A 25,683-nucleotide genomic window follows, 5' to 3' on the forward strand; every position below is an offset into this window, starting at 1 on the left:
TCTTTCGGATCGGGCCGGATCGGTGAGCGGGGTCCGGTGCCGTGGATCGCGAGGCGGAGGAGGGAGCCCACGCGGAGCGTCGGCGACCGACGGCAACGCGGCGCGGCGCGGTGCCGGGGCTCGCGAGCCCGGCACGATCCGAAAGAGACGACCTAGCCTCGGGGCCATGAGCGCTCAGCACACCGATGCCCACCCCCTGTTCGCCGAGGCCCTGCGCGAGCGGGGCCTCGATGTCCCGGTCCGCCGCTTCCCGGATGCCACCCGCACCGCCGCCGAGGCAGCCGCCGCCGTCGGCTGCGATGTCAGCGAGATCGTGAAATCGCTGATCTTCGAGGCCGACGGCGACCCGGTCCTGGTCCTGCTGGACGGCTCCTCACGGGTCGATCCGGAGCGGGTGCGGAAGGAGCTGGGCGCCGCGTCCGTCACCCGGGCCGACGCGGCGCTCGTGCGGCGGACGACCGGGTACGCGATCGGTGGCGTACCGCCCTTCGGGCATCTCACCCCGACCCGGGTGCTGGCCGACCGGGCGCTGCTGGAGCACCCGGTGGTGTGGGCGGCGGCCGGAACCCCGCACACGGTCTTCCCGCTCGACCCCGGGACCCTGATCGCGCAGGCCGGGGGCACGCTGGCCGATGTGCGGGAGCGCCCGGCGGGGTGACGGCCGGCCGGGAACCCGGGATCACCGGGTGATCGGACAGGCGTACAACCATTCGCGCGACTCCCTTGTCTCCAGGGGTGGGCCCTTCGGGCTCACCGACCACACGGCCCTCCGGGGACACACGCGCCCCGGAGGGCCGCCTCTCTCTCATTTCGGGGAATTACATGCGCTTTCGTGTTTCCGCCGCCGTGGTGACCGGTGCCGTCGCCCTCACCGGACTGGCCGCCCCGGCCGTGCACGCCGACGAGAAGCCCGGCTCGGGTCCGGCCGCCTTCGCGGTGCCGGCCTCGGGCGACGAGTCCTACGGCAACACGAAGATCTCGAACATCGTGCTCAACGGCGGCAAGTCGATGGTGCTGGGCACCTCCGCCAAGAAGAAGTTCACGGTCACGTTCACCGCCGGCGACAACTCCGGCATCGTGGAGGCGCACACGGCCATCTGGCGCGGCAGCGACTTCGCGGAGCCCACCGACTTCGTCGACTCCGACCAGCAGGGCGTCTCCTGCGGCACGGGCACCACGGTCACCTGCGAGCTGAGCATCACCCTCGACCCGAGGAAGCAGTCCAACGCCAAGGCCGGGGCCTGGAAGTTCGCGGTGGGCGCGGTCGCCAAGGACGGCAACTACCTCATCAAGCCCAAGGTCAAGTCGGTCAACCTCCAGCGCGCGGCCAAGCTCACGGTCAACGCCGCGCCGGAGCCGGTGAAGAAGGGCAAGACCCTGACCGTCACCGGCGCCCTGACCCGCGCCAACTGGGACACCGACCGGTACGCCGGCTACACCGGCCAGGCCGTGAAGCTCCAGTTCAAGAAGAAGGGCGCCGCGTCCTACACCACCGTCAAGACGGTGAAGACGGACAAGAAGGGCCATCTCAAGACCACGGTGAAGGCCGGTTCCGACGGGACCTACCGCTACAGCTTCGCCGGCAACTCCACCACCCAGGGCATCAGCTCCACCGGCGACTTCGTCGACGTCCGCTGATCCCGGTCCGGCGTCCTCGGGCGCCGGACCCCCGTGATCCCCCGGCGCCCCCGGACCGTCCCCGGACGGTCCGGGGGCGCCGCGCCGAGGCGGCCCCCGGCCCCGGGGCCGTTACTCCGACTCGCCCAGGATGGCGCGGAACGCCGTGTTCACCGCGAGCACCCCGCCGTCCACCCGCAGCGTCGTCCCGGTGATCCAGGCGGCGTCGCGCGAGGCCAGGAAGGCGACCGCGGCGGCGATGTCCTCCGGCTCGCCGACCCGGCCGAGCGGATAGACCCTCCGGCCGACCTCCTCCAGGGCCTCTTCCTGACCGGCCCAGGCCCGGGTGCGGATGGTGCCGGGGTTGATCTGGTTGACCCGTACGCCACGCGGTCCCACATCGCCCGCGAGGGTGCGGGTGAAGGAGGCCAGGCCCGCCTTGGCGGCGCTGTAGGAGTGGCCGTCGAAGTCCATCTCGGCGTTCACGGAGCCGATGTTGACGATCGCGCCCCGGCCCGAGGACTCCAGATGCGGCATCGCGGCCCGGACACAGCGGAAGGCGCCGGTCAGCACGATGTCCAGATCCCGCTGCCAGGTGTCGTCCGGCTGGTCCTCGATGCGGGGGGTGTCCGTGGCACAGTGGAAGGCGTTGTTGACCAGGACGTCCAGGGAGCCGAAGCGTTCGACGGCGGCGGCGACCGCCGCCTCCACCTGGGCGCGGTCGGCCACATCGCAGCCGATGGCCCCGGCGCCGGGGATGCCGGCCGCGGTCTTCGCCGCCGCCTCCGCGTCCAGATCGCTGACCAGGACCCGCGCCCCCTCGGCGGCGAGCCGGCGCGCGGTGGCCGCGCCGATCCCCCGGGCCGCTCCCGTGATCAGTACCCCGTATCCCTCGAAACGTTTCAGCGAATCTGTCATAGGGCCGAACGTACCGCGCGGATCAGCGCCTGGGCACGCGGATCTGCGGTAACTCCTTTCCGCAGGCCATTGGTTACATAGCCGAGGGCGACACCCGACTCGGGGTCGGCGAAACCGAGGGAGCCGCCCCGGCCGGGGTGGCCGAAGGAGCCGGGGCCCAGCAGCGGGGCGGCGGCGCCGTGCAGCATGAAGCCGAGGCCGAGGCGGGTGGGCACGACCAGGACGCGGTCCGGGCCCGCCGACTCCTCGGTGCGGGCGAGGGTGAGGGTGGCGGGCGCGAAGAGCCGCCGGCCGCCGTCGACCTCGCCGATGGTGGCCGCGTAGAAGCGGGCGAGGGCGCGGGCGGTGGAGATCCCGCCGGACGCGGGGAGTTCGGCGGCGCGGTGGGCGGGGTCGTTCTCGTCGGGCAGCGGGTCGATCGCGCCGAAGGCGCGCCGGGTGAGGGAGCCGGGGTCGCGGTAGGCGTCGGAGACCGACCGCTTGGGGCGCAGGGTGAGCCCCGGGGCCGAGGGCGGCTCCTCCACCGGGCCGAGCCGGCCGACGCGGTGGGCCTCGTCGGCCGGCAGCCCGATCCAGAAGTCGAGGCCGAGCGGGCGGGCGATCTCCTCCGCCACCCAGCGGCCGATGGTCCGCCCGGTGACCCTGCGGACCAGCTCGGAGAGCAGCCAGCTGTAGGTCTGCGCGTGGTAGCCGTGGTCGGTACCGGGCTCCCAGGCGGGCCGCTGGGCGGCGATCGCGGCCGGTCCGCTGACCGTGTCGATGGCCTCGGCGGGGGTGAGCGGGCGGTCCAGCACCGGCAGCCCCGCGCGGTGCGCGAGGACCTGGCGCACCAGGACGCGCTCCTTGCCGGCGGCCTTGAACTCCGGCCAGTACGTGCCCACCGGGGCGTCCAGATCGATCTGGCCGCGCTGGTGGAGCAGGAGGACGACCGCGGCGGCGACCCCCTTGGTGACCGAGCGCACGACCTGCGCGGTGTCCACGGCCCAGGGTTCCGCCCCGTCCACATCCCGTGTCCCGGCCCAGAGATCGGCCACCTTGGCGCCGTCCCGGTAGACGGCGACGGCCGCCCCGCGTTCGCCGCGCTCCTCGAAGTTGCGTACGAAGGCGTCCCGTACCGCCTCGAAGCCTTCCGCCACCGTGCCCCGGACGTCCACTGTGTCCACTCTCCCGCTCCCTCGGTCTCCCCCATGGTGCAACGGCTCCCGCCGGCGGTTGCTTCCGGGGCGGCGCGGGGGCCGTACGGGCCGGCGCGGCGCGGCCGGGCCCGTGCGCGGCGCGGTGCTGTCCCGTGCGCGGCGCGGCCGGGCCTGTGCCCCCCGCCGCGGTGCGGGCTATCACGGCACCCGGGCGCCCTTCTCGGGCGGACGGGCCATTAATGTGCCGCCATGACGCGTCGATCCCCGCACTCCTCCGTGACCGTGAGCGGCCGTTCCGGCGCTGTCTGGCTGGAGCGGGGGTCCCTGGTGCTGGACCAGGACGGGGTGCGAAGGCGCATACCCCTGGAGGCCGTCGAGGAGGTCCGCGCCCGGGAGGGACGGGGGCGGGGGGTGTCGGTGCGGCTGACCGCGCCCGAGGGGGTGCGGGGCACCGTCTACGAGGTGGCCGGGCGCACCGCGCGGGAGGTGACCGCGTTCCTCTCCACGGTGAACTCCGCGCTGCCGCAAAGGGACCGGTCCGCGCCCCGGACCGACGGGGCGGAGCTGGTGGAGACGGTGGCCCGGGCGGCGCCCCGGCGCGGATGGCGGCTGTCCCGCCACGAGCGGCTGGCCGGGGGCGGGTTGGTCCTGGCGGCCGTGCTGGTGGCCGGCGCCTATCTGGCGGGCCTGGTGGTCCTGATCAGGGAGGGGACGCTGCTCTCGGTGGTGCTGTACCTCGTGGGGGTCAAGCCGCTCATCGCGGGAGTCGTTCTCGTCGTGAGCACGGCCGTCACGCTCACGGTCCGCTCGGTTCTGCGGATGCGGGGCGTCCCGGTGGTGGCGACCAGCGACCGGGACCCCGGGAAACGGGGTGTCTTCCACTTCACCGACATCGAGGGCCGCCGCCGGTCCGCCGAGGTGGACCAGGCCGCGCGGCGGATCAGCACCTCCCCCGCGCAGGTGCGGCTGCTCTACGACCCCCGCAAGCCCGAGCGCACCGCGGCGGTGCTGCCGGCGCGCACCTGGGTGCTGCGGACGCTGGGGTTCGTGTTCCTGGTGGTGCCCCTGCTGGCCCTGGGGCTGTTCATGGTGCCGTTCCAGGTCGTCGCTGTGCTCTTCCCGTGACGAGTGCTCTTGCCGTGACGGGTGCCGTTCCGGTGGGGGGCGCTCTTCCCGTGGCCGGGCGCACGGCGCGGCATAGTGCGCGGACCCTCGGGCAGACGCAGAGGAATGGGGTCCTCACCCAGAGGCACCCCTTCGACGCATGGGGTCGATCCTCTGGGCAAAATATGCGACATTAGAGGGCAAATAAGACGAATGTGAGGAGCGTTCGATGTCCGCGGCCGTCGAAGATCTTGCATGGGGCCGGATAGTCAGCGACGCTCCCCAGCCCGAGCGTCCGGTGAGAGTCACCCTCAGCTACGAACCCGCCGACGATCCACGGGCCGTCCGCTTCTCCTTCCCCAGCGGGTTCACCTTTCCCGGCGAGTCCGGCGGGACCGTCCTCCCCCACGACTGGACCTTCCCCCGCGAGGTCCTGGAGACGGGTCTGCGCGCCCCCGCCCACAGCGGGAACGTGGAGGTCTGGCCGTGCGGCCGGGTACAGGCGGTGGTGGAGTTCCACACGGCGGACGGGGTGTCGGTGGTGCAGTTCGACACCAGTGCGCTCAACCGCTTTCTGCGGCACACCTACGCGGCGGCCGGGGCCGAGGCCCCCACGGCCTGAGCCCCCTCCCCTTCCCCTCCCCCTCCCCCTTCCGCTCGCGTCGCGTCGGCGAACGGCCGGTGGCCGCACCCCCTCGTGAGGGGGTGCGGCCACCGGGAACCGCTTCCGCGGCCCTTCCGCACGGACTCAGACGCGGGCCAGCTCGCGCTCGCCGTCCGGGTCCTCGGGCGCGTGGGCCAGCTGCTTCTGCAACTGCTCGCCCTCCACGTCCACATTGGGCAGCGCCCGGTCCAGCCAGCCCGGCAGCCACCAGGCCTTGTGGCCCAGCAGCGCCAGGACCGCCGGCACGATCGCCATCCGGACCACGAAGGCGTCGAAGATCACCGCGATGGCCAGACCGAAGCCGATCATCATGACCATCTGCTCACCGGAGCCGATGAAGCCGGCGAAGACACCGACCATGATCACCGCGGCGGCGGTGACCACACGGGCCCCGTGCTTGAAGCCGGTCACGATCGCCTCGGCGGGACGCTCGCCGTGGACATACGCCTCGCGCATCCGGGTGACGAGGAAGACCTCGTAGTCCATGGCGAGACCGAAGACCACACCGACCATGAAGATCGGCATCATCGACATGATCGGGCCGGGCTGGTCCACCCCGAAGAGGTCCGCGAGCCAGCCCCACTGGAAGACCGCGACGACCGCGCCCAGCGCCGCCAGGACGGAGAGCAGGAACCCGAGCGCCGCCTTCAGCGGCACCAGGATCGAGCGGAAGACCAGCACCAGCAGGAGGAAGGCGAGACCGACGACCAGGGCCAGATACGGCACGAGCGCGTCGTTCATCTTCTGCGAGAAGTCGATGTTCAGCGCGGTGGTGCCGGTGACCAGCACCTTGGCGCCGGTGTCGGACTCGATGTCCTTGCCGGAGTCCCGGATGTCATGGACCAGGTCCTCGGTGGCCACCGAGGAAGGACGGTCCTCGGGGATCACGGTGATGATGCTGGTGTCGCCCGCCTCGTTCAGCGGGGAGGGCACGACCGCGGCCACGCCGTCCAGCTTGGAGATCCGCTCGGTGACCTCGTCCACCGCGTTCTTCGGGTTCCCGCTCTCCATGACATCGGCCACCACGGTCAGCGGGCCGTTGAAGCCGGGACCGAAGCCCTCGGAGAGCAGGTCGTACGCCTTGCGCTGGCTGGACGCGGGCGACGAGGAGCCCTCGTCCGGCAGACCCAGCTGGAGCGAGCCGACCGGAACGGCCGCGACACCGAGGCCGACGACACCGATGAGCAGCACCGCGACCGGACGGCGCAGGATGAAGCGGGCCCAGCGGGTGCCCATGTTGGCCTTGGCCGGCTGCTGCGCCGTGTGCCCGCCCGCGCCCGCGTTCGCGGCCTTGCGTGCCTTGCGGTCCTTGCGGCCCAGCACCTTGTCACCCGCGAAGCCCAGCAGCGCCGGGATGAGGGTGAGGGCGATGATGACGGCGATCACGACCGTGCCCGCCGCCGCGTAGCCCATCTTGCTCAGGATCGGGATGTTCACCACGGCCAGGCCGACCAGGGCGATGACCACGGTCAGACCGGCGAAGACGACCGCGGAGCCCGCGGTGCCGGTCGCCCGGCCCGCCGCTTCCTCGCGGCTGTGCCCCTCGGCCAGCTCCGCGCGGTAGCGGGAGACGATGAAGAGCGCGTAGTCGATACCGACCGCCAGGCCGATCATCATCGCCAGCGTGCCGGTGGTGGTGCCCAGGTCGAAGACATTGGCGAGCGCGGTGATCGAGGAGATGCCGATGCCGACGCCGATGATGGCGGTGAGCAGGGGCAGCCCGGCCGCGATCAGCGAGCCGAAGGTGATGGCCAGGACCACGGCCGCGATGGCGATACCGATCATCTCGGTGGACGCCTGGTGCTCCGGGGCCATGGCGGCGTCACCGCCGATCTCCACGGTCAGCCCCGTGTCCCGCGCCTGCTCGCCGGTCTTCTCCAGCGCCTCGCGGGTCTCGTCGGTCAACTCCATCATGTTGACCTTGTAGCTGACCGAGATGTAGACGGTCTCGCGGTCCTTGGAGACGGCCTTGGCGCCGTACGGGTCGACGACCGAGGCGACCTGGTCGGAGCCGGCCTCCAGATCGGCGACGGCCTTGCCGACCTCGGCCTTGTTCTCGGCGTCGGTCATCTTCGCGCCGTCGGGGGCCTTGAAGACGATCCTGGCGGTGGCGCCGTCGGCGCTGCCGCCCGGGAACCGCTCTTCGAGGACGTCGAAGGCCTGCTGGGACTCGGTGCCCGGCAGGGCGAAGCCCGGGTCCTTGGCTTTGGCGGCGGTCGACGCGCCGACACCGGCGAGCACCAGCAGCGCCACCCATATCAGGGCGACGAGCCGGCGGCGCCGGAAGGCGGACCGGCCCATTTTGTAGAGGAACGTGGCCACGAGGGCGTACTCCCGTTAGTGAGACGAGTAAGGGCATGGGGAGTCGGCCCGACGGACGAGAGCGGCGCGCGTCAGGTGCGGGTGGTGCGGGTGGTGCGTGAGCGGGTGCGGGGAGGGGACTCGTGGCTCCTGGGGAGAGCCGGGGTGTGCGGGGGTCCGTGGGCCGGGCTCCGCGCGGGGGCGGGCTCCGGGAGGGGTCAGGCTCCGCGATCCGCTGGGGACGGGGCGGTGCCTTCGGGGCCCGAGGGCGGCCGGGCGCCGTCGCCGGAGGGGCGACAGAAGGGACAGCCGCCCGCCGGGCGGCCGGGCATCCAGGTCGGCATCACGCCTCCAGCGCCGGAAGCACGACGGAGTCGACATACCGGGTGAGGAACTCCCGGTCCGGGGGCAGATCGTCGATCACCCCGCGGGCGAAGAACACACCGAGCAGCATATGGGGCAGAAAGTCCATCGCGGGGTTGTCCTCGCGGATCTCGCCCCGCTCGACCGCCCGCTCCAGCACGGTCCCCAGCTCGCCCCTGTCGGGCTGGATCACCTGCTCGCGCAGGGCCCGGTGGAGATCGGGATGGGTGTGGATGGCCTGGTACAGACCGCGCATCAGCGCGGTGTCCTGCTTCATCTGCGCGTCGTCGGCCCGGTCCACCAGCGCGTGGAAATCACCGCGCAGCGTGCCGGTGTCGATGTCCTCCTCGCACTCCGGCGCCGTGTGCCGCAGGGCGATGGCCACCAGCTCGGGCTTGCTGTGCCACTGCCGGTAGAGGGTGGCCTTGCTGGACCGGGTACGGGTCGCGATGGCGTCCATCGTCAGGGCGTCGTACCCCACTTCGCGCAGCAGATCGAGGACGGCGCCGAACAACTCGCTCTCCCGCTCCGGCGTCAGCCGACTGCGTGTCATCACGGACCTCCCCTCACCGGCCGAACGAAACGGTTTCGTACACCTGTCCGTCAATTTACCCCAGAGGCCGAGCGAAACGAAAACGTTTCGCTTGTGGCCTCGGTCACGCGGCGGGGAGGAGAGGAGAGGGGACGGTCCCGGAGCGGGGGCTCTGCGGTTGCCGGGCCCGCCGAGCGCGGAAAGCATTGAGGAGTGAGCGACGACAGCGCGGCGTACCTCCGCTTCCCGCATCTCCACGGCGATCTGCTGTGCTTCGCCGCCGAGGACGACCTGTGGGTCGCGCCCCTGGTCCCGGAGGGCCACCGCCCCGGCCGGGCCTGGCGGATCACCGTGGACCGGACCCGGGTGGGGCACCCGCGCTTCTCCCCCGACGGCCGCCACATCGCGTACACGAACTGGCGCAGCCTCGACCCCGAGATCCATCTCGTCCCCGTGGCCGGGGGGCCCGCCGTCCGGCTCAGCCACTGGGGCTCGACCGACACCCGGGTCTGCGGCTGGGCCCCCGACGGCCATGTGCTCGCCGTCTCCTCGCACGGCCAGCCCTTCCCGTACTTCTCCTGGGCCTACAGCGTCCCCACCGACGGCTCCCCCGGCGGCCGGCTCCCCTGGGGGCCGGTGGCGGACATCGCCGTCGCCGACGACGCGTCCGGCGAGCGGCGCACCCTGCTGCTCACCGGGAAGCCGCCGCACGAGCCCGCCTCCTGGAAGCGGTACCGGGGCGGGGCGACGGGGCGGCTCTGGCTGCACGGGCGGCGGCTGCTCTCCGGCATCGGCGGGCATCTGGACTGTCCGATGTTCGTCGGCGGCCGGATCGCCTTCCTCTCCGACCACGAGGGCATCGGCAATCTCTACTCGTGCCTTCCGGACGGCACCGGTCTGCGGCGTCACACCGACCATGACGCCTTCTACGCCCGCCATGCCTCCACGGACGGGCAGCGCGTCGTGTACCAGTGCGCCGGCGAGCTGTGGATGGTCCGCGATCTCGGCGACGCGGACGCGGTGCCGCGCCGGCTGGAGGTCCGCCTCGGCGGGCCGCGCGCCGGACGGCGGCCCTACCAGGTCCCGGCCGCCAGCCATGTGGACGCGGTCTCCGTGGACACCACCGGCCGGGCCAGCGCCGTGTCCGTACGGGGCAGTCTGTACTGGCTCACCCACCGCGACGGCCCGGCGCGCACCATCGCCGACACCCCGGGGGTACGGGTACGGCTGCCGGTCATGCTCGGCGGCGGCGGGCAGGTGGCGTATGTGACGGACGCGGAGGGCGAGGACGCCGTCGAGATCGGCTACCTCCCCCGGGCCAGCGGGGACCGGGAGCCCCGGCGGCCGGCGCCCGCCGGGCGGCTGGGGCGGGTGCAGGAACTGGTCTCCGACCCGGCGGGGGAGCTGCTGGCGGTCGCCTCGCACGACGGGCGGCTGCTGCTGGTCGACGCGGGCGAGGACGGCACCGGCGGGGTCACGGAGCTGGTGCGCTCGCTCAACGGCCCGGTGCGCGATCTGGCCTTCTCCCCCGACGGCTCCTGGCTGGCCTGGTCGCACCCCGGCGTCGGCCGCTCCCTGCGGCAGATCAGGCTGGCCCGTATCCAGGACCGCACGGTCGTCGAGGTCACCAACGGCCGCTTCGAGGACGAGAACCCGGTCTTCACCGGCGACGGCCGCTATCTCGCCTTTCTCTCCTGGCGCGGCTTCGACCCGGTGTACGACGTGCACACCGGGGACCTGTCCTTCCCGCTGGGTTGCCGCCCCTACCTCGTACCGCTGTCGTCCGCGACCCCGTCCCCCTTCGCCTTCTCGCCGGACGGGAGGCCGGCGGCGGGCGGGCTCGATCCGCTGGACGAGGGCGGGGTCTCACCCGAGGAGGGGCCGGGGCCGGTACCGGTGACGGTGGAGACCGAGGGCCTGGAGAGCCGGGTGACGCCGTTCCCGGTGGCGGCGTCCAAGTACTCCTCGATGCACCCCGTCAGCGGCGGCGGTCTGGTCTGGCTGCGCTGGCCGATCTCGGGCGCGCTCGGCGAGACCTTCGCCAACCCGGCGGACACCTCGGGACGGCCCACCCTGGAGTACTTCGACATCTCCAAGGCGGCCCGCACCGAACTCGTCGCCCATCTGGACTGGTTCGCGGTGAGCGGTGACGGTACGCGGCTGGTGGTCGTCGACGAGGACGAGCTGAGCGCGGTCCCCGCGACCGAGCCGGCCGACGCCGACTCCACGGTCCTGCTGGATCTGCGGCGCATCCTGCACGAGGTCGACCCCGCGTCCGAGTGGCGGCAGGCGTTCGACGAGGCGGGGCGGCTGGTCCGGGCGTACTTCTGGGACCCGGGGCTCAGCGGGATCGACTGGGAGGCGGTGCTCGGCCAGTACCGGCCGCTGGTGGAGCGGGTCGCGTCGCCGGACGAGTTCGCGGATCTGCTCCGGGAGGTCCTCGGCGAACTGGGGACCTCGCACGCCTATGTGGTCCCGGCGCGCCGCAACGAGGGGCCGCCGCACTACCAGCGGCCGATGGGGCTGCTGGGCGCGAATCTGGTGTGCCGGGACGGGGAGTGGCTGGTCCAGCGGATTCTGCCGGGCGACTCCTCCGACTCCAAGGCCCGCTCCCCGCTCGCGGGCACGGGCATCCGCGAGGGCGCGGTGATCACTCATGTGGACGGCCGCCCGGTGGACCCGGTGGCCGGCCCCTTCCCCATGCTCTCGGCGGCCGGCGGGACGACGGTCGAGCTGACCTTCCGGCCCGCCGGGGGCGGCCCCGGGTCCCGGCGGGTGGCGGTGGTGCCGCTGGTGGACGAACGGCCCCTGCGCTACCAGGACTGGGTGGCCAAACGGCGGGCGGTGGTGCGGGAGCTGAGCGGCGGGAAGTGCGGATACCTCCATATCCCGGACATGGGCGGGTCGGGCTGGGCGCAGTTCAACCGCGATCTGCGGCTGGAGGTCGACCGCCCGGCGCTGATCGTGGACGTCCGGGGGAACGCGGGCGGTCACATCAGCGAGCTGGTGGTGGAGAAGCTGACCCGCAGAATCCTGGGGTGGGATCTGACCCGGGACGCCCAGCCGGTGTCGTACGCCTCGAACGCGCCGCGCGGGCCGGTGGTGGCGCTGGCGGACGAGGCGACCTCGTCGGACGGGGACATGATCACGGCGGCGTTCAAGCTGCTGGGGCTGGGGCCGGTGGTGGGGAGCAGGACATGGGGTGGGGTGGTGGGGATGACGGGGCGGCACCGGCTGGGGGACGGGACGGTGATCACGGTGCCGATGAACGCGGCGTGGTTCGACGCCTACGGCTGGTCGGTGGAGAACTACGGGGTCGAGCCGGATCTGACCGCGCTGCGGACTCCGCTGGACTGGGCGGAGGGGCGGCACGCGGGGCTGGACGACGCGGTCCGCCTGGCGCTGAACCTCCTGGCGGAATCCCCGGCGGCGGTCCCCCCCACGTACGCCCACACCCCCACCCGCCGCCGCCCCCCTCTCCCTCCTCGCTGCCCCCCGCCTCCGACACCCGCCGGCGATTGAGGCGCACCGCCTCAGCCCCGCTGGGGGCACCTCCCAGAGGCAGCTCTGGGAGAGATTGAGGAGCGGGGGTTCGGGGGCCGGCCCCCGACCGTGGCCCGCGGGATGCGGGGCCCTGTGGACCAGGGTCCGTCCTCAAACGCCGGACCGGCTGACCTACCCGGCCCCGCTGGGGGCACCCCCGATCAGCGGGGCCGGCGCGCAGCCGTATCCGCAGCACCCCCCAGCCCCACCAACCCCCTCCCCACTTCCCCCGCCCTCACCCCCACTCTCCTCATCTCCCGCTCCCCCACCACCCCGATCACTCCGGGCAGCCCCCCTCGCACCCACCGCACCCCTCTCACCCACCCCTGCGCGTACACATGCGCCGAGCGCCGCTCGATCCCCGCCACGATCCGGTCCACCGCCGGCCCCAGCGGATACGTCCGGTTCGCCGGCCAGGGCAGCCGGCGCCGCAGCTCCCGCATCACCGCGTCCTCGTCGGCGCCGCGCACCATGTCCGTGTCCGTCCAGGACAGATACGCGACCCCGACACCGACCCCCCGGTGCCGCACCTCCGTGCGCAGGCTGTGCGCGAAGGCCTCGGCCCCCGACTTGGAGGCGCAGTACGCGGTCATCATCGGCGCGGGCGCGAGCGCCGCCAGGGAGGCGATCTGGAGGAAGTACCCCCGGCTCTCGGTCAGCAGCGGCAGAAACACCCGCCCGGTGACCGCGCTGCCGATCAGATTGACCTCGATCACCCGCCGCCAGGCCGCCGGATCGGAGCCGGCGAACGGACCCCCCGCCGCCACCCCCGCGTTCGCCACCGCGATGTCCGCCTTGCCGAAGCGCTCCTTGACCTCCGCCGCGACCCGCTCCATCGCCTCGTGGTCGGTCACATCGGCGTACCACCAGTGGCTCTCGGTGTGCAGCCGGCCCGAGACCTCCCTCAGCTCGTCGGGTTCGAGACCGACCAGCGCCACCCGGGCGCCGCGCGCGGAGAGCTTGCGGGCGAGCAGCGCGCCCACTCCCCGGGCGGCCCCGGTGACCACGGCGACCTGTCCGTCCAGACTCACCCTGCTCATGCGATCCGCTCCTCGACCGGTGCCGCCTCCGCCCGTGTCCGTGGCGCCGCGCGGAGGATGTCGTACTCCGCGAGGTCCACCTCCCGGGTCAGCCGCCGGAACTCCCCGGTGGTTCCGGGCCAGACGGTGGTGTTGCGCCCACTGGCGTCCAGATACCAGCTGTCGCAGCCGCCGGTGTTCCACACCGTCCGGGTCATCCGCGCCTGTACGCGCCGGTTCCACGCTCCCACGGCGCCGGGGCGGGCCGCGAGCGCGGTGCGGCGGCCGAGGACGCTGAGCTGCCGCAGATAGTCGGCCATGTAGTTCAGCTGGGACTCGATCATCAGGATCATGGAGGAGTTCCCGAGCCCGGTATTGGGACCGATGATCGTCATCCAGTTGGGGAAGCCCTCGGCGGTCGCCCCGCGCAGCGACCGCATCCCGTCCTTCCACGCCTCGGCGAGGGTGGTCCCGCCGACGCCGACGACCCGGTCCGCGATGGGCATGTCGGTGACCCGGAACCCGGTGCCGAAGACGATGGCGTCGGCCTCGGCGGTGGTCCCGTCCGAGGCGATCAGGGTCGAGCCGCGCACCTGGGCGAGCCCGGAGGTCACCACGTCCACATTGGGCCGGACGATGGCCGGGTAGTAGTCGCTGGAGAGCAGTATCCGCTTGCAGCCGATGCGGTACGAGGGGGTGAGCGCGGCCCGCAGCACCGGGTCCTTGACCCACTTGGCGAGGTTCGCCCTGGCCAGCGCCTCCACCGGACCGAGCCGGCCCGGCTGCTTGGTGAAGGCGGAGACCTGGAGCTCCCGGATGCCCCAGAGCGCGCCCCGGCGCAGGGACTGGGTGAACGGCAGCTGCCGGTGCAGCCAGCGCTCCGCGCCGGTGATCGGCCGGTCCAGCTTGGGCAGCACCCAGGGCGGCGTCCGCTGGAAGAGGGTCAGCCGCCCCACCTCGGGCTGGATCGCGGGCACGATCTGGACCGCCGACGCCCCGGTCCCGATCATGGCGACGCGCTTGCCGCGCAGCTCGTAGCCGTGGTCCCAGCGGGCGGAGTGGAAGACCTTGCCGGGGAAGGTGTCGAGCCCGGGGACCTCGGGGACCCTGGGGTCGGAGAGCGGCCCGGTCGCGGAGACCACCACATCGGCGGTGAAGCCGCCCCGGCTGGTCTCGATGACCCAGCGCAGTTCCTCGCCGTCCCAGGTCATCATCTCCACCTCGTGGCCGAGGCGCAGATGGGGGCGGAGCCGGTGGACATCGGTGACATGTTCCAGATAGGCGCGTATGTGGCCCTGGCCCGAGAAGGTGCGGGGCCAGTCGGGATTGGGGGCGAAGGAGAAGGAGTAGAGGTGGGAGGGGACATCGCAGGCGCAGCCCGGATAGCTGTTGTCGCGCCAGGTGCCGCCGACCGAGTCGGCGCGCTCCAGGACCACGAAATCGGTGATCCCCTCGCGGCGCAGCCGCACGGCCGCGCCGATCCCGCCGAATCCCGAGCCGATGACCGCGACCCGCACGTGCTGTTGGTGCTCCTGATTCCGGCTCATGCCGCCTCCCAGTGAACGCCCTGACCTTGCCAGCAATCACTGGCACAATGGGGAGCGTAGGGCAGCGGCATACCGAGCGGTAGGGCTAGGACGCGCCAAGTTACCGGCCGTACAACTAGGCTTCCTCCCGTGGCAGACGTGGCGGACGGACGCGAGTACCGCAGGGAGGAACTGGCCCGCGAGGCCGGTATCACGGTGCGCACCCTGCGCTTCTACCGCGAGCGGGGGCTGCTGCCGCCGCCCCGCCGGGAGGGCAGGATCGCCTGGTACGACGGCCACCACCTCGCCCGGCTGCGGACCATCGCCGCGCTCCTGGAGCGCGGGCACACCCTCAACGGCATCGCCGATCTGGCGACCGCGTTCGAGAGCGGCCGGGACGTGGGCGAGGTGCTCGGCCTCGGCGAGCCCGGCGAGGAGCCGCCGGTGACGCTCACCCCCGAGGAGCTGGCCGACCGCTTCGCGGGCGAGACCACCCCGGAGAACCTGGCGACCGCGCTGGAGCTGGGATATCTCGCGACGGACGGCGACCGGATCGTGCACATCAGCCGCCGGCTGCTCGATGTCTCCTCGGCGCTGGTACGGGAGGGGGTGCCCCTCTCGGCGGTGCTGGACGCCGGCCGCGAGGTGCGCGCTCACGCGGACGCGCTCGCCGAGCTGTTCACGGACCTGGTGCGGAAGCACGCCCCGGAGACGGGGGAGGCCCGGCTGCGCCCGCTGGCGAGGAGCGTGATCGACGCGGAGCTGTCGATGGCGCTGGACCGGCGCCTGCGACAGGCGCCGGACGCCGCCGGATGACCCCGGCCGCCGGGGCTACTCGAACACCACCGTCACGGGCGCGTGGTCGCTCCACCGCTCCTCGTGGGCGGCGGCCCGCTCCACGAACGCCTTGACGGCCCGCTCGGCCAGCCCGCGCGTCACCATCTGGTAGTCGATGCGCCAGCCCGAGTCGTTGTCGAAGGCGCGCCCCCGGTAGGACCACCAGCTGTAGGGGCCCTCCTGCTCGGGGTGGAGCGCGCGCACCACGTCCACGTACTCCGCCTCGTCCAGGACGCGCGAGAGCCAGGCGCGCTCCTCGGGCAGGAAACCGGCGTTCCTGCGGTTGGCGCGCCAGTTCTTGAGGTCCGCCTCCCGGTGGGCGATGTTCCAGTCGCCGCAGACCACGACCTCACGCCCGGTCTCGGCGGACCGGGCGCGCAGCTCGCGCAGATACGGCAGGAAGGCGTCCATGAACCGGTACTTCTCGTCCTGCCGCTCGGTCCCCACCTCGCCGGAGGGCAGATAGAGGCTCGCGACGGTGATCCCCGGCAGATCGGCCTCGATGTACCGCCCGCTCCCGTCGAACTCGGCCGACCCGAATCCGGTGCGCACCTCGTCCGGCTCGCGCCGTGTGTAGAGCGAGACGCCCGCGCGCCCCTTCGCCTGCGCCGGGGCGTGCGCCGTGAACCACCCATCGGGCCGCCGCACCGCCTCCGGGAGCTGCCCGGGCTCGGCCCGCACCTCCTGGAGGCAGACCACATCGGCGTCGGTCCCGGCCAGCCACTCCACAAAGCCCTTCTTCGCGGCGGCGCGGAGACCATTCACATTCACGGAAGTCACGGTGAGCATCCCGGAACGATACCCAGGACCACCACGAACACCCACATCTCGCACCGTCGTACGATCGCCCATATGGATGTACGACCCACCCCGTTCGACCACCCCGACGCGGTCAAGCTCAGCGACCAGGTACAGCTCGAATACATCGAGCGGTACGGCGACGGAGAGGGCGACGAGACCCCTCTCGCCCCGGCGATGTTCGCCCCGCCGAGTGGCCTTTATCTCATCGCCTACGACGCCGACGACCGCCCGGTGGCGACCGGCGGCTGGCGGGCGATGGAGGAGGACGGCGAGGGCTATGAGAACGGCGACGCCGAGCTCAAGCGCATGTACGTGATCCCCGAGGCCCGCGGCCTCGGCCTCGCCCGCCGTCTCCTCACCACCCTGGAACAGAACGCCCGCACCGCCGGCCGCACCCGCATGGTCCTGGAGACGGGCGACCAGCAGCCGGAGGCGATAGCCCTCTACACCTCGACGGGCTATGTGCCCGCGCCCCGGAAGTTCGGCCACTACCGGGAGTACGACAGCAGCCGCTGCTTCTTCAAGCCGCTGGCATGAGACACGGGGTGACCCGCCGGCGCGGCGGGTCACCCCTCGACAGCCTCGTGGACCCGGGAACGCGAAAACAGGAAATCCCGCTCAACTCGGTGAGTTGAGCGGGATTTCCTGATCCGCCGACGAGATGAACCTTGCCAAGGACGTCGCCGCTTTCCGGGCTGCTGGGGGCCATCTGGTGATTGGCGCTGACGATCATGGTGTCCCAACAGGCAAAATGACCGTGCAGCTGGCGAAGCTCTTCGACGAGGCGACCCTGCGTCCGAAGATGCCGAAGTACCTGCCTGAACCGTGGCGGGTCACGACGGCGGTACACACGGTGAACGGCCACTTGTTGGTCCTGGTCTGCGTTCATCCGCATCCTGACGGCCTCGCAGTCGTCAAGCGAGACGCCTTCCACCTGGATGAACGCGGCAAGCAGCGCTGGGTCATGCGGAAGGGCGACGTCTTCATACGCCGCGGGACCTCCAGCGAGCGATGGCTCCATGCGGATGTGCAGGCGACGCTGAAGCGCCGGGATGACCGTATCCGTGAGGAGGCCCGCCAGGAGTTCGCCCGCTGCGCGGCGGCGATGGAGCAGGCTCGTGTCGGAGGGCAGTTGGCGAGTGGCCCGGCGCTAGCTTCCTCCTGGCGGGTGGACGCTGTCGCGTTCGAATCCACGGTGATCGAACTCATGCGGCGGGGGGATGGCCTTCCGCTGAAGTTGTTCTTCCGGCGGGTCGCGGGGGAGGCCCGCAGTCTCATCAGCCCGGCCGGGCCGACCGATGACCCGGAACTCCTTCTCGACCGTCTGGCTCAGATAGCCGGCATCGCTCTTGCCCTGGAAGACGATCAGGCTTTCGGCGACAGCGTGGCGGCCTTGCCGGCGATCGACCGCTTGACGCTCAACGCGCAGGGGGACCGGCGCTCGGAGCTGGGCGTCGGGGCTGTGCGTCTGCGGTGGAGCATCATTGCCCGCGTGGGAGTACTCCTGGGCCGATGCAGACTTGAGCTGATCGTCTCCCGGTTGGCGTGGCCTCAGTCCCACCAGAACTTCCAGGCGTGGTTGTCGACGATTTGTTCGGCGCATGAGGCGAGGGTGTGGGGTCGGGAGCTTTGCCAGATGTTGTCCGGGCAGAACGCGAAGTGTTCGACGGTGACGAGGAGGGCGTCCAGCGGCTGCTCGTCGGGATCGGATCCCGTCTGGGGGTCCAGCCAAGGTGAGCCCGCAAGGGGCAGTGAGACGATCTTGAAGGCGTGAGCCCGCGTTCCGGGCCTACCACCGAGGGCTTGGCCCTGTCCGTCGCCGACGTCGGCGAACGCAGCATCTGGCACGAGGCGCCCCCGTTCTTCTCGGCCGACTGCGGGCCGCCCGCCCGGCGGCCCTCCGCTTCGCCGGGCCCCGCCCGCACCCCGGGCGGCAGCGGCGCGAGGTCCTGGGACACCCTTCCGTCCCGGCTGTGATTCACGTCACGGCCGGCGGCTCGGTGCAGCACCCGTCCCCGTTCCGCCGTCATGGGGGCAGTGATCGGGACGGGACGAGGAGAGGAGGTCGGCGGGTGAGGTTTCGCAGGAGCGGTCCGGGCATCGGATTCACGGAGTTCGTCGCACAGCGGTCGGGAGCGTTGTTCCGCACCGCGTATGCGCTGACCGGTGACGTGCACGTGGCCGAGGATCTGGTGCAGGAGACGCTGGAGCGGGCGTGCCGACAGTGGCGGAAGGTCGCGGTGGCGGACTCGCCGGAGGCGTACGTGCGCAAAGTGCTGGTCAACCTGGCCAACGACCGCTGGCGGCGGCTGTCGCGCCGGGGCGAGCGCCCCGGGCTGTCGGGGGTGCCCGAGACGGCCGACCCCCGGGACCGGTTCGGGCAGGTGGATCTGCGCGCGGAACTGATCGAGGCACTGCTCGGGCTGCCGATGGGCATGCGCAGCGTGGTGGTCCTGTACTACCTGCACGATCTGGACGCCCGGCAGGTCGCCGACGTCCTGGACATCTCTTCGAGTGCGGTGAGGTCCCAGCTCGCCCGCGGCCTGGCCAAGCTGCGCGATTCCGTATCGGGCGCCCAGGCGCCGCACACGCCGTCGGCCGCTTTCGGAGGTACGAAGTGAGGAACACGTCGTCCGGACCGGCCCCGTTCGAGCCGGGCCTCGAAGCCGAGCTGCGTGCCGCGGTGGCCTCCTTCGCCGACGGGCCGACGGCGCCGGTCGTCGACGCGGCCGCGATCGAGCGAGCCGTCAGCCGCAGCCGCCCCCGCCGGGCGCTCCTCGGCCTCGCCGCGGCGTGCTGCGTGCTGGCGTGCGCCACGGTGGGGTTCTTCGCGCTGAAGCCCGTGCCGCCCGCGCCCGGCGCCTCCCCGTCCCTGTCCCCACCGGCGAACGGGGCGTGCACCCCGCTCGCCACCGGCACCCCCAAGAGCGGAAGCGCCGATGCGACTCCGGCACAGGAGCAGGAGCAGACCGCGGGAGCGGGCATCGCGCTGCCGGACCTGGCCGGCATGCCGGTCGAACAGGCCGGAAGCCTGCTGCGCGGACTCGGACTGAGCTGCACGATCATGCGGCACACGGACTGGAACGCTCCCGCCGGGCAGGTGATCAGCAGTCAGCCCCGGGGCGGCGCAGAACCGGTGGCACCGGGTTCGTCCGTCCTCCTGCTGGTCTCGACGGGCAAACCCGGCGGAACCTGAGCGACCGGGCCCTTCGGCCCGCGCACCGGCCGAGTGACCCAGGGGCCGGTGCCGGGCAGTCCGTCGACTCCCCGTCCCGGCCGCGCCCCCACAGCCCGCGCCTGGCCGGGCATCCCCGAGCAACCGCCGGCAACGGCCCGGGAAGGCATCGCGGCCGGCCGCCGCCTCTACCGAGGGCTGGACCGGATCACCACCGCCCTGGACCCGGCACGCTGCGACCGGCGCAGCCGCCTGCCTCAGGCGGACGCCGACGCTCACACCGCAGTCCGGAAGACCGAGGGCGGACGCGCGGCTGCGGACCGGCTCCAACGTCTGGCAAACGACCTCGTCCTGGTAACCGTGCGACTGGCGAGGGAGCGCGGCTACCTGCGGGCCTGGCGCGGTGACGTCGGCGTCGACGCGACGGCGGTCCCGGTCATGGCCGAACCGGACAGCGAGTACACCGGAACCGCCTCGGTGGAGATCACCGCGGGCTGGCACTTCAGCGGCGGATCCGACAAAGGCGTCTTCGGATACAGCGCCACCCTCCTGGCCGCCACCCTCCTGGCCGCCGCCCACACCCGACCGCCCAGGCCGGCGGGGAAAACCCAAGGGCTGGTGGAGTACCCGCGACTGTGTCTCGGACTCGTACTGGACACCCCCACCGTCCGCACCGGGCCCAACGCGATCACCCTGCTGCGGCACCTCGCCGAACTCGGGCTGCCAACCGGCACCTGCGCGGCCGACCGCGCCTGCACCGGATGCGCACCGCACAACTTCCAGATCCCCGCCCGCCGGCTCGGCTACCGCCTCGCCCTGGACTACAAGGCCGAGGACCGCGGAGTCCAGGGAAGCCGGCAGGGAGCCGTACTCGTCGATGGATCCCTCGCCTGCCCGCACATCCCCGCAGCCCTGGCCAGCGCGACCCACCGCGCGGACGACAAAACCGTACGCCTGCGCGGTGAAGAACTCGCCGAAGCCATCACCAAGCGCGAGCCGTACTTCCTCAAGCTCAAACAGAACGCCGACACTCGCGGCACGATTCGCCCGCAGTGCCCGGCGGCCGGCCCCTCCCCGTCGGTGAACTGCCCACGACGGGACCGCCTCCGCCCCCAGGGCCCGCGCACCTCCGGCCCGCCTCAGGCTGTGATCAAGCCGGCCGACACGCGCTCTCGCGCCAGCCACCCCGCCGCCCGGCCCACGGTCCAGTTGCCCGAGAACGAGTGGCTGGCCCCGAAGGCGAAGGAGGAGCTGCCTCCCGTTTGTGGCGCTTCGTCGATCAGCGTCCCGGCCGATGCCGGCGGCGATCTGAAGACCGCCAAGTTCCGGCAGGACAGCCGCTGCCTGAGCTCCGTATGGGACCGCACCTGCAAACCGAACCGCCCCCACGCCCAGCATGCCGCCGACCACCACCCCGAACAGCCATCGAACGAGCACCGGAAACGACAAAATCCCGCCCGATCTCAATGATCGGACGGGATTTTGTTACCGCTCCTGAGCTGACTCAAGAACGGCCTTGCGGTGGACCTGTGGGGATTTGAACCCCAGACCCCCTCGATGCGAACGAGGTGCGCTACCAGACTGCGCCACAGGCCCTTGCAACGAGTGAAACTCTAGCATCCCCACCGGGGTGCTCGGAAATCCGTTCCTTCGCTGGTCACAGGGACCACGGCGGAGGGGCGGGGAGCGCCGCCGGTGTCATTCGTTGGCGGCGCGGGGGCGGCGGTCGTCGCCCTCCGCGTACTGGTCGAAGAGCGGGGTGCGGCCCCGGTCGCGGGTGGTGCGCTTCGGGGGCGGGGTGCGGCGGGAGCGGTCGGGCTCGGCGGGCGGGGCCGCGTGAGCGGGCGGGGCGGGCTGGTCCCCGGCGGAGGCCGTCGAGGAGCGGGCGGAGCTCCAGGTCTCGGGGTCGCTCAGGTCCACACCGCTGGTCGCGCGGGGGGCGACGGGCGCGGTGACATAGGTCGGCAGCGGCACCGGGACCGGCTCCCAGCTCGCGCCCGAGACGGGACCCCGGTCGCGCTGCTGGTCCACCCACTCGGCGTGGTCGGTCTGCTCGACCAGCGCGCGGCGGTCGGCCGCCTGCGGGGAGAGCCGCACCGGCTCCGGCTCGGGGCCGGGCTCGGGCTCCCCGTCCGCCTCGGCGGGGCCGGCCGACGGGGGCTGGTGGCGCCGGGGGCGGTTCTCGCGCAGCCGCTGGGCCGCGACCTCCGCGCGGCGGCGGTCCATGACCACCACGAACCGGCGCCGTTCCTGGGCGCGCAGATGCACGATGTAGGCGCTGAGGAGCACGGCGGGGAGCGCCGGTGCCCAGAGGAAGCCGAGGCCGCCGACCGCGGCCACGATCGAGCCGAGGGTGAACGCCAGGAAGAGCAGCGTGGTGGTGCGCCGGCGGCGGGCCAGGACCTTGCCCCGGCGGGCGCGCTCGGTGGCCGCGCTGCTGGGGCGCGGACGCTGACGGCCCGCCCGGGACGGCCGGTCCGGCTGCTGCTGGGCGGGTCTCGGCTGCGCCGCCCGCTCCGGCGCCGCCGCCTGGCCGTCGAGCCGGACATCGGTCCGGGGCGCGGCGAAGGCCCGGACGTCCACGGTACTCAGGCGGTCCGTGACGGCGTCCGGGTCCACGTCGGGACCGGGCTGCTCCGCGGTGCGTTCCCGCAGCTCCTTGGCGTACCGGCGCTCCATCGCCCCGCGTCCGGACAGCAGCCGGATGGCGGTGGAGAAGCGTTCCGTCGGACGAGCCTCGTTCAACTCGTCCTGCCTGCGGAGCCACATCGGCACCAGGTAGGCGGCCCAGGCCCCGACGATGACTGCGTAGATGAGGCCGCTGCTGCTCACGGTCACACCGTAGAGGGATTCCCACAACGGGATACGCCAATTGGCCCGGTGTGTCGCGTGATCCCGCTAATATCACTGACTTTTTTTATGGCTGTTCCGATCAAACGACGGTCCATATCGATCACCTTCGAATATCTATTCGATTTTCCGGCGGCGGGGTGAGGTTCCCTGGACCCGCCCCGCCCGCTGCCAGCGGCGGAGCAGCCCCTCGGGGACTTCCTCGGCGGTGAGGGCGAAGACCAGATGGTCCCGCCACGCTCCGTCGATGTGCAGATAGCGGGGGCGCATGCCCTCCTCGCGGAAGCCGAGCTTCTCCACCACCCGGCGGCTCGGGCCGTTCTCCGGGCGGATGCAGACCTCCATGCGGTGGAGCCCGACCGACTCGAAGCAGTGGTCCACCGCGAGGGCGACGGCCGTGGGCATCACACCCCGGCCCGCGACCTCGCGATCCACCCAGTAGCCCACATGGCCCGAGCACATCGAGCCCCAGGTGATGCCCGCCACGGTCAACTGACCCACCAGCCGGCCCCGGTACTCGATGACGAAGGGCAGCATCCGGCCCGCGTTGGCCTCGGCCCGAAGATGGCGGACCATCTGGCGGTAGGTGGGGCGCTGGGCGAGGGGGGTGCCGGGCGCGGGCGGCGGGATCGTCGCCTCCCAGGGGCGGAGCCAGTCGCGGTTGCGCTGGTTCACCTCGCGCCAGGCCCGCTGGTCGCGCGGCTTTATCGGGCGCAGGACGATGTCCCCGTCCCTCAGCACCACCGGCCAGGGCGCGTTCAGCTCGGGCTCCCGGGAGTGCCCGGACCCGGCGTGCCCGGAACCGGGGGCGCCGGCGCCGGGTGGTCGCCGCCGTGGATCTGGTCCACCGCGTGCGACAGCAGCGGCTCCAGGACGGCGAGACCGTCCCGGACCCCGCCCGTCGAGCCGGGGAGGTTGACGATCAGGGTGCGGCCGGCGATTCCGGCCAGCCCCCGGGAGAGCGCCGCCGCCGGCACCTTGGCCAGGCCGTGCGCGCGGATCGCCTCGGGGATGCCGGGGATCTCCCGGTCGAGGACGGCCGCCGTCGCCTCCGGGGTGCGGTCGGTGGGCGAGAGACCGGTGCCGCCGGTGGTGAGGATCACGTCGTGCCCGGCGTCCACCCCGGCGCGCAGGGCCTGTTCGACGGGTGCGCCGTCGGGAACGACCCAGGGCCCCTCGACGGCGAAGCCGAGCGCGGCCAGCCCCCGGGCCAGGATCGGTCCGCCCCGGTCCTCGTAGACCCCGGCCGCCGCCCGGTTGGAGGCGGTGATCACCAGCGCGCGTCGGCCGGCGGCGGGCACGGCGCCGGGCTCCGGGGGGATACCGGGCGCGGGGGTGGCGCCGGAGGCCGGAGGGGAGCCGGGCGCGGGGGTGGCGCCGAAGGCCGGATCGGAGCCGGGCCCGGGGGTGGCGCCGGGGGACGGGGTGGTCATGAGCGGCTCCAGGCGCCCGACGTGCCGCCGGTCTTCTCCTCGACCCGGACCTCGGTGATCACCGCTGCCCTGTCGACCGCCTTCACCATGTCGACGACCGTGAGCGCCGCCACCGACACCGCGGTGAGCGCCTCCATCTCCACTCCCGTGCGGTCGGTGGTCCGCACCGTCGCCGCGATCTCCACCGCGTCGTCGGCGACGGAGAGATCGACCGTGACCCCGGAGACCGCCAGCGGATGGCAGAGCGGGATCAGTTCGGGTGTCCGTTTGGCGCCCATGATGCCGGCGATCCTGGCGGTGGCGAGCGCGTCCCCCTTGGGGACTCCCTCGCCCCGCAGCAGCTCCACCACCCGGGGGGAGACCAGCACCCGGCCGGTGGCGCGGGCCGTGCGCGCGGTGATGTCCTTCGCCGAGACATCGACCATGCGGGCGGCCCCCGCATCGTCGATATGCGTCAGCCTGCCGTCGCTGTTCATGTCGCTCTCGCCGCTCCCGGTCCAGGCCCTCGGGGCCGTAGGGGCCCGTGTGGGCAGACACGGTACCTCCCCGGCGACCGGGTCATCCGATGAGGACCACTTCGACCTCCGCGCCCGGCTCGACCGAGGTGTCCGGCTCCGCCACCACGATCAGGCAGTCCGCGTGGGCGAGGGCGGCGACCAGGTGGGAGCCCGCACCGCCCACGGGGGTGACGGTGCCCGAGCCGGGGTCGTACGTACCGCGCAGGAACTGCCGCCGTCCGAGGAGGGAGGCGAGCGGCTGATCCGCCTTCAGAACCGCCCGGACGGAGGGGCGGTGGATGTCCTCCAGACCCATGAGGGTGCGGATCGCGGGCCGTACGAACAGCTCGAAGGAGACATACGACGAGACCGGGTTGCCCGGGAGGGCGAGCAGCGGGGTGTGGTCGGGGCCGATGGTGCCGAAGCCCTGGGGTTTGCCGGGCTGCATGGCCACGGTGCGGAAGTCGATCCCGCTGCCGGGGTTCTCCTCGTCGCCGACGGGCGAGAGCGCCTCCTTGACGACGTCATAGGCGCCGACGCTCACCCCGCCCGTGGTGACCAGCAGATCGGCGCGGATCAGCTGGTCCTCGATGGTGGCGCGCAGGGTGTCGGCGTCGTCGGTGACGGCGCCGACCCGGTAGGCGAGGGCGCCGGCGTCCCGGGCGGCGGCGGCGAGGGCATAGCTGTTGGAGTCGTAGATCTGGCCCTCGGTGAGGCCCTCGCCGGGCTGGACCAGTTCGCTGCCGGTGGAGAGGACCACCACCCGGGGCCGGGGCCTGACCCGGACACTGCCGCGGCCGATCGCGGCGAGCAGCCCGATCTGCGGCGGGCCGAGCACCGTCCCCCGGGCCAGCGCCAGATCACCGGCCTTCACATCGCTGCCGCGCGAGCGGATGTGCGCGCCCTCGGCGGCGGGCCGGTGGACCCGGACCTCCCCGCGCGCGCCCTCGGGGTCCCGGCCCGCGGGGCGCATCGCGGTGGCCGCTCCGCCACCCGTGCCGCCGTCGGTCCACTCGACCGGGACGACGGCCTCCGCGCCGGGCGGCAGCGGGGCGCCGGTCATGATCCGGGCGGCCGTGCCGGGGCCGACGGTGAGTGACCCGCCGCCGCCGGCCGCCACATCGCCGATCACGGTGAGGACGGCGGGAAACTCCTCGCTCGCCCCCTGGACATCGGCGGCGCGGACCGCGTATCCGTCCATGGAGCTGTTGTCGAACGGCGGGAGGGCGACCGGGACGGTGACGTCCTCCACCAGGACACAGCCCTGGGCGTCCATGAGCTGGAGCTCGATCGGGTCGAGCGGGCGGATCGCCGCGAGGATGTCCTCCAGGTGGTCGTCCACCGACCAGCTCGTGCTGCTCACCGCG

Annotated in this window: 24 protein-coding genes and 1 tRNA gene; 11 read left to right on the forward strand and 14 right to left on the reverse strand. The window is 72.7% G+C overall.

The genetic code is table 11. From position 1 onward, the window contains the following. Nucleotides 1-166: 166 nt before the first annotated feature. Both ABT122_RS07015 and ABT122_RS07020 read left to right on the forward strand, forming a co-directional pair. Complete coding sequence (locus tag ABT122_RS07015) at nt 167-658, forward strand: YbaK/EbsC family protein (protein ID WP_351546561.1); 492 nt, start codon at nt 167-169, stop codon at nt 656-658. 164 nt (nt 659-822) lie between these two features. Next, the gene (locus tag ABT122_RS07020; RefSeq protein ID WP_351546564.1) at nt 823-1,638 is read left to right on the forward strand and encodes a hypothetical protein; all 816 of its coding nucleotides are present in this window, start codon (nt 823-825) and stop codon (nt 1,636-1,638) included. A 111-nt stretch (nt 1,639-1,749) separates the two neighbouring features. Here the strand turns inward: ABT122_RS07020 and ABT122_RS07025 are convergent, their stop codons facing one another. Both ABT122_RS07025 and ABT122_RS07030 read right to left on the reverse strand, forming a co-directional pair. Next, nucleotides 1,750-2,535 carry an SDR family NAD(P)-dependent oxidoreductase gene (locus tag ABT122_RS07025; RefSeq protein ID WP_351546567.1) on the reverse strand — a complete coding sequence of 262 codons (786 nt, stop codon included), beginning with the start codon at nt 2,533-2,535 and terminating at the stop codon, nt 1,750-1,752. After that, nucleotides 2,532-3,689: a serine hydrolase domain-containing protein gene (locus ABT122_RS07030; protein WP_351546826.1), complete on the reverse strand. Its 1,158-nt coding sequence runs from the start codon at nt 3,687-3,689 to the stop codon at nt 2,532-2,534. Before ABT122_RS07030 ends, ABT122_RS07025 begins: the two co-directional genes overlap by 4 nt. A 231-nt stretch (nt 3,690-3,920) precedes the next feature. Here ABT122_RS07030 and ABT122_RS07035 point away from each other — a divergent pair, with 231 nt between their 5' ends. Next, on the forward strand, nt 3,921-4,796 hold the full coding sequence (locus ABT122_RS07035; RefSeq protein ID WP_351546570.1) for a DUF3592 domain-containing protein: 876 nt from the start codon (nt 3,921-3,923) through the stop codon (nt 4,794-4,796). A gap of 208 nt (nt 4,797-5,004) precedes the next feature. Continuing rightward, nucleotides 5,005-5,397: an SsgA family sporulation/cell division regulator gene (locus tag ABT122_RS07040; protein WP_351546573.1), complete on the forward strand. Its 393-nt coding sequence runs from the start codon at nt 5,005-5,007 to the stop codon at nt 5,395-5,397. Nucleotides 5,398-5,523: 126 nt separating this feature from the next. Here ABT122_RS07040 and ABT122_RS07045 read toward each other — a convergent pair whose 3' ends face one another. Further along, nucleotides 5,524-7,761 (reverse strand): MMPL family transporter, encoded by a 2,238-nt coding sequence (locus tag ABT122_RS07045; RefSeq protein WP_351546576.1) that lies wholly within the window; start codon nt 7,759-7,761, stop codon nt 5,524-5,526. Between the two features lie 322 nt (nt 7,762-8,083). After that, nucleotides 8,084-8,656, reverse strand: coding sequence for a TetR/AcrR family transcriptional regulator (locus tag ABT122_RS07050; RefSeq protein ID WP_351546579.1), 573 nt, complete (start codon nt 8,654-8,656; stop codon nt 8,084-8,086). A 192-nt stretch (nt 8,657-8,848) separates the two neighbouring features. Between ABT122_RS07050 and ABT122_RS07055 the strand changes: the two genes are divergently transcribed. After that, the gene (locus tag ABT122_RS07055) at nt 8,849-12,157 is read left to right on the forward strand and encodes a S41 family peptidase (RefSeq protein ID WP_351546582.1); all 3,309 of its coding nucleotides are present in this window, start codon (nt 8,849-8,851) and stop codon (nt 12,155-12,157) included. Between the two features lie 182 nt (nt 12,158-12,339). Here the strand turns inward: ABT122_RS07055 and ABT122_RS07060 are convergent, their stop codons facing one another. Further along, nucleotides 12,340-13,218, reverse strand: coding sequence for an SDR family oxidoreductase (locus ABT122_RS07060; RefSeq protein WP_351546584.1), 879 nt, complete (start codon nt 13,216-13,218; stop codon nt 12,340-12,342). Then, nucleotides 13,215-14,744 carry a flavin-containing monooxygenase gene (locus tag ABT122_RS07065; RefSeq protein WP_351546587.1) on the reverse strand — a complete coding sequence of 510 codons (1,530 nt, stop codon included), beginning with the start codon at nt 14,742-14,744 and terminating at the stop codon, nt 13,215-13,217. The genes ABT122_RS07060 and ABT122_RS07065 overlap by 4 nt, the downstream gene beginning before the upstream one ends. Nucleotides 14,745-14,882: 138 nt before the next feature. Here ABT122_RS07065 and ABT122_RS07070 point away from each other — a divergent pair, with 138 nt between their 5' ends. Next, complete coding sequence (locus ABT122_RS07070; RefSeq protein WP_451068641.1) at nt 14,883-15,539, forward strand: MerR family transcriptional regulator; 657 nt, start codon at nt 14,883-14,885, stop codon at nt 15,537-15,539. A gap of 15 nt (nt 15,540-15,554) precedes the next feature. Here ABT122_RS07070 and ABT122_RS07075 read toward each other — a convergent pair whose 3' ends face one another. After that, nucleotides 15,555-16,349, reverse strand: a complete 795-nt coding sequence (locus tag ABT122_RS07075; RefSeq protein WP_351546593.1) for an exodeoxyribonuclease III — start codon at nt 16,347-16,349, stop codon at nt 15,555-15,557. Between the two features lie 63 nt (nt 16,350-16,412). Here ABT122_RS07075 and ABT122_RS07080 point away from each other — a divergent pair, with 63 nt between their 5' ends. Beyond that, nucleotides 16,413-16,898 (forward strand): GNAT family N-acetyltransferase, encoded by a 486-nt coding sequence (locus ABT122_RS07080; RefSeq protein ID WP_351546595.1) that lies wholly within the window; start codon nt 16,413-16,415, stop codon nt 16,896-16,898. Between the two features lie 1,014 nt (nt 16,899-17,912). Here ABT122_RS07080 and ABT122_RS07085 read toward each other — a convergent pair. Next, complete coding sequence (locus ABT122_RS07085; protein ID WP_351546597.1) at nt 17,913-18,209, reverse strand: DUF4253 domain-containing protein; 297 nt, start codon at nt 18,207-18,209, stop codon at nt 17,913-17,915. Between ABT122_RS07085 and ABT122_RS07090 the strand changes: the two genes are divergently transcribed. The 4 genes from ABT122_RS07090 (at nt 18,165) to ABT122_RS07105 (ending at nt 21,006) form a co-directional block, all read left to right on the forward strand. Beyond that, the gene (locus tag ABT122_RS07090) at nt 18,165-18,338 is read left to right on the forward strand and encodes a hypothetical protein (protein WP_351546853.1); all 174 of its coding nucleotides are present in this window, start codon (nt 18,165-18,167) and stop codon (nt 18,336-18,338) included. The two genes, ABT122_RS07085 and ABT122_RS07090, sit on opposite strands and share 45 nt — an antisense overlap. 122 nt (nt 18,339-18,460) lie before the next feature. Then, nucleotides 18,461-18,982: a SigE family RNA polymerase sigma factor gene (locus ABT122_RS07095; RefSeq protein WP_073785247.1), complete on the forward strand. Its 522-nt coding sequence runs from the start codon at nt 18,461-18,463 to the stop codon at nt 18,980-18,982. Continuing rightward, nucleotides 18,979-19,557, forward strand: a complete 579-nt coding sequence (locus ABT122_RS07100; protein WP_351546600.1) for a PASTA domain-containing protein — start codon at nt 18,979-18,981, stop codon at nt 19,555-19,557. The genes ABT122_RS07095 and ABT122_RS07100 overlap by 4 nt, the downstream gene beginning before the upstream one ends. Before the next feature lie 339 nt (nt 19,558-19,896). Further along, nucleotides 19,897-21,006, forward strand: coding sequence for a hypothetical protein (locus ABT122_RS07105; RefSeq protein ID WP_351546603.1), 1,110 nt, complete (start codon nt 19,897-19,899; stop codon nt 21,004-21,006). Nucleotides 21,007-21,058: 52 nt separating this feature from the next. On the opposite strand, the gene ABT122_RS07110 is transcribed toward ABT122_RS07105, so the two are convergent. From ABT122_RS07110 to glp, 6 genes are all read right to left on the reverse strand, one after another. Continuing rightward, nucleotides 21,059-21,132 (reverse strand) — tRNA-Ala (locus ABT122_RS07110). Between the two features lie 102 nt (nt 21,133-21,234). Continuing rightward, nucleotides 21,235-22,368, reverse strand: a complete 1,134-nt coding sequence (sepX, locus tag ABT122_RS07115) for a divisome protein SepX/GlpR (RefSeq protein ID WP_351546606.1) — start codon at nt 22,366-22,368, stop codon at nt 21,235-21,237. Between the two features lie 135 nt (nt 22,369-22,503). Further along, the gene (locus tag ABT122_RS07120) at nt 22,504-23,130 is read right to left on the reverse strand and encodes a GNAT family N-acetyltransferase (RefSeq protein ID WP_351546609.1); all 627 of its coding nucleotides are present in this window, start codon (nt 23,128-23,130) and stop codon (nt 22,504-22,506) included. A gap of 14 nt (nt 23,131-23,144) precedes the next feature. Next, nucleotides 23,145-23,819 carry a MogA/MoaB family molybdenum cofactor biosynthesis protein gene (locus tag ABT122_RS07125; protein WP_351546611.1) on the reverse strand — a complete coding sequence of 225 codons (675 nt, stop codon included), beginning with the start codon at nt 23,817-23,819 and terminating at the stop codon, nt 23,145-23,147. After that, the gene (gene moaC, locus ABT122_RS07130; RefSeq protein WP_351546614.1) at nt 23,816-24,295 is read right to left on the reverse strand and encodes a cyclic pyranopterin monophosphate synthase MoaC; all 480 of its coding nucleotides are present in this window, start codon (nt 24,293-24,295) and stop codon (nt 23,816-23,818) included. The genes ABT122_RS07125 and moaC overlap by 4 nt, the downstream gene beginning before the upstream one ends. An 82-nt stretch (nt 24,296-24,377) precedes the next feature. Further along, nucleotides 24,378-25,679: a molybdotransferase-like divisome protein Glp gene (gene glp, locus ABT122_RS07135; protein WP_351546616.1), complete on the reverse strand. Its 1,302-nt coding sequence runs from the start codon at nt 25,677-25,679 to the stop codon at nt 24,378-24,380. Between the last annotated feature and the right edge of the window lie 4 nt (nt 25,680-25,683).

It is taken from the genome of Streptomyces sp. NPDC001985 (assembly GCF_040296845.1).
Lineage (GTDB): Bacteria > Actinomycetota > Actinomycetes > Streptomycetales > Streptomycetaceae > Streptomyces.

Excerpts from the sequence above, each read along its gene's own strand:
- ABT122_RS07015 (WP_351546561.1), top strand. The coding sequence starts at position 167 with ATGAGCGCTCAGCACACCGATGCCCACCCCCTGTTCGCCGAGGCCCTG.
- ABT122_RS07020 (WP_351546564.1), top strand. The coding sequence starts at position 823 with ATGCGCTTTCGTGTTTCCGCCGCCGTGGTGACCGGTGCCGTCGCCCTC.
- ABT122_RS07025 (WP_351546567.1), bottom strand. The coding sequence starts at position 2,535 with ATGACAGATTCGCTGAAACGTTTCGAGGGATACGGGGTACTGATCACG.
- ABT122_RS07035 (WP_351546570.1), top strand. The coding sequence starts at position 3,921 with ATGACGCGTCGATCCCCGCACTCCTCCGTGACCGTGAGCGGCCGTTCC.
- ABT122_RS07040 (WP_351546573.1), top strand. The coding sequence starts at position 5,005 with ATGTCCGCGGCCGTCGAAGATCTTGCATGGGGCCGGATAGTCAGCGAC.
- ABT122_RS07050 (WP_351546579.1), bottom strand. The coding sequence starts at position 8,656 with ATGACACGCAGTCGGCTGACGCCGGAGCGGGAGAGCGAGTTGTTCGGC.
- ABT122_RS07060 (WP_351546584.1), bottom strand. The coding sequence starts at position 13,218 with ATGAGCAGGGTGAGTCTGGACGGACAGGTCGCCGTGGTCACCGGGGCC.
- ABT122_RS07065 (WP_351546587.1), bottom strand. The coding sequence starts at position 14,744 with ATGAGCCGGAATCAGGAGCACCAACAGCACGTGCGGGTCGCGGTCATC.
- ABT122_RS07075 (WP_351546593.1), bottom strand. The coding sequence starts at position 16,349 with ATGCTCACCGTGACTTCCGTGAATGTGAATGGTCTCCGCGCCGCCGCG.
- ABT122_RS07080 (WP_351546595.1), top strand. The coding sequence starts at position 16,413 with ATGGATGTACGACCCACCCCGTTCGACCACCCCGACGCGGTCAAGCTC.
- ABT122_RS07125 (WP_351546611.1), bottom strand. The coding sequence starts at position 23,819 with ATGACCACCCCGTCCCCCGGCGCCACCCCCGGGCCCGGCTCCGATCCG.
- moaC (WP_351546614.1), bottom strand. The coding sequence starts at position 24,295 with ATGAACAGCGACGGCAGGCTGACGCATATCGACGATGCGGGGGCCGCC.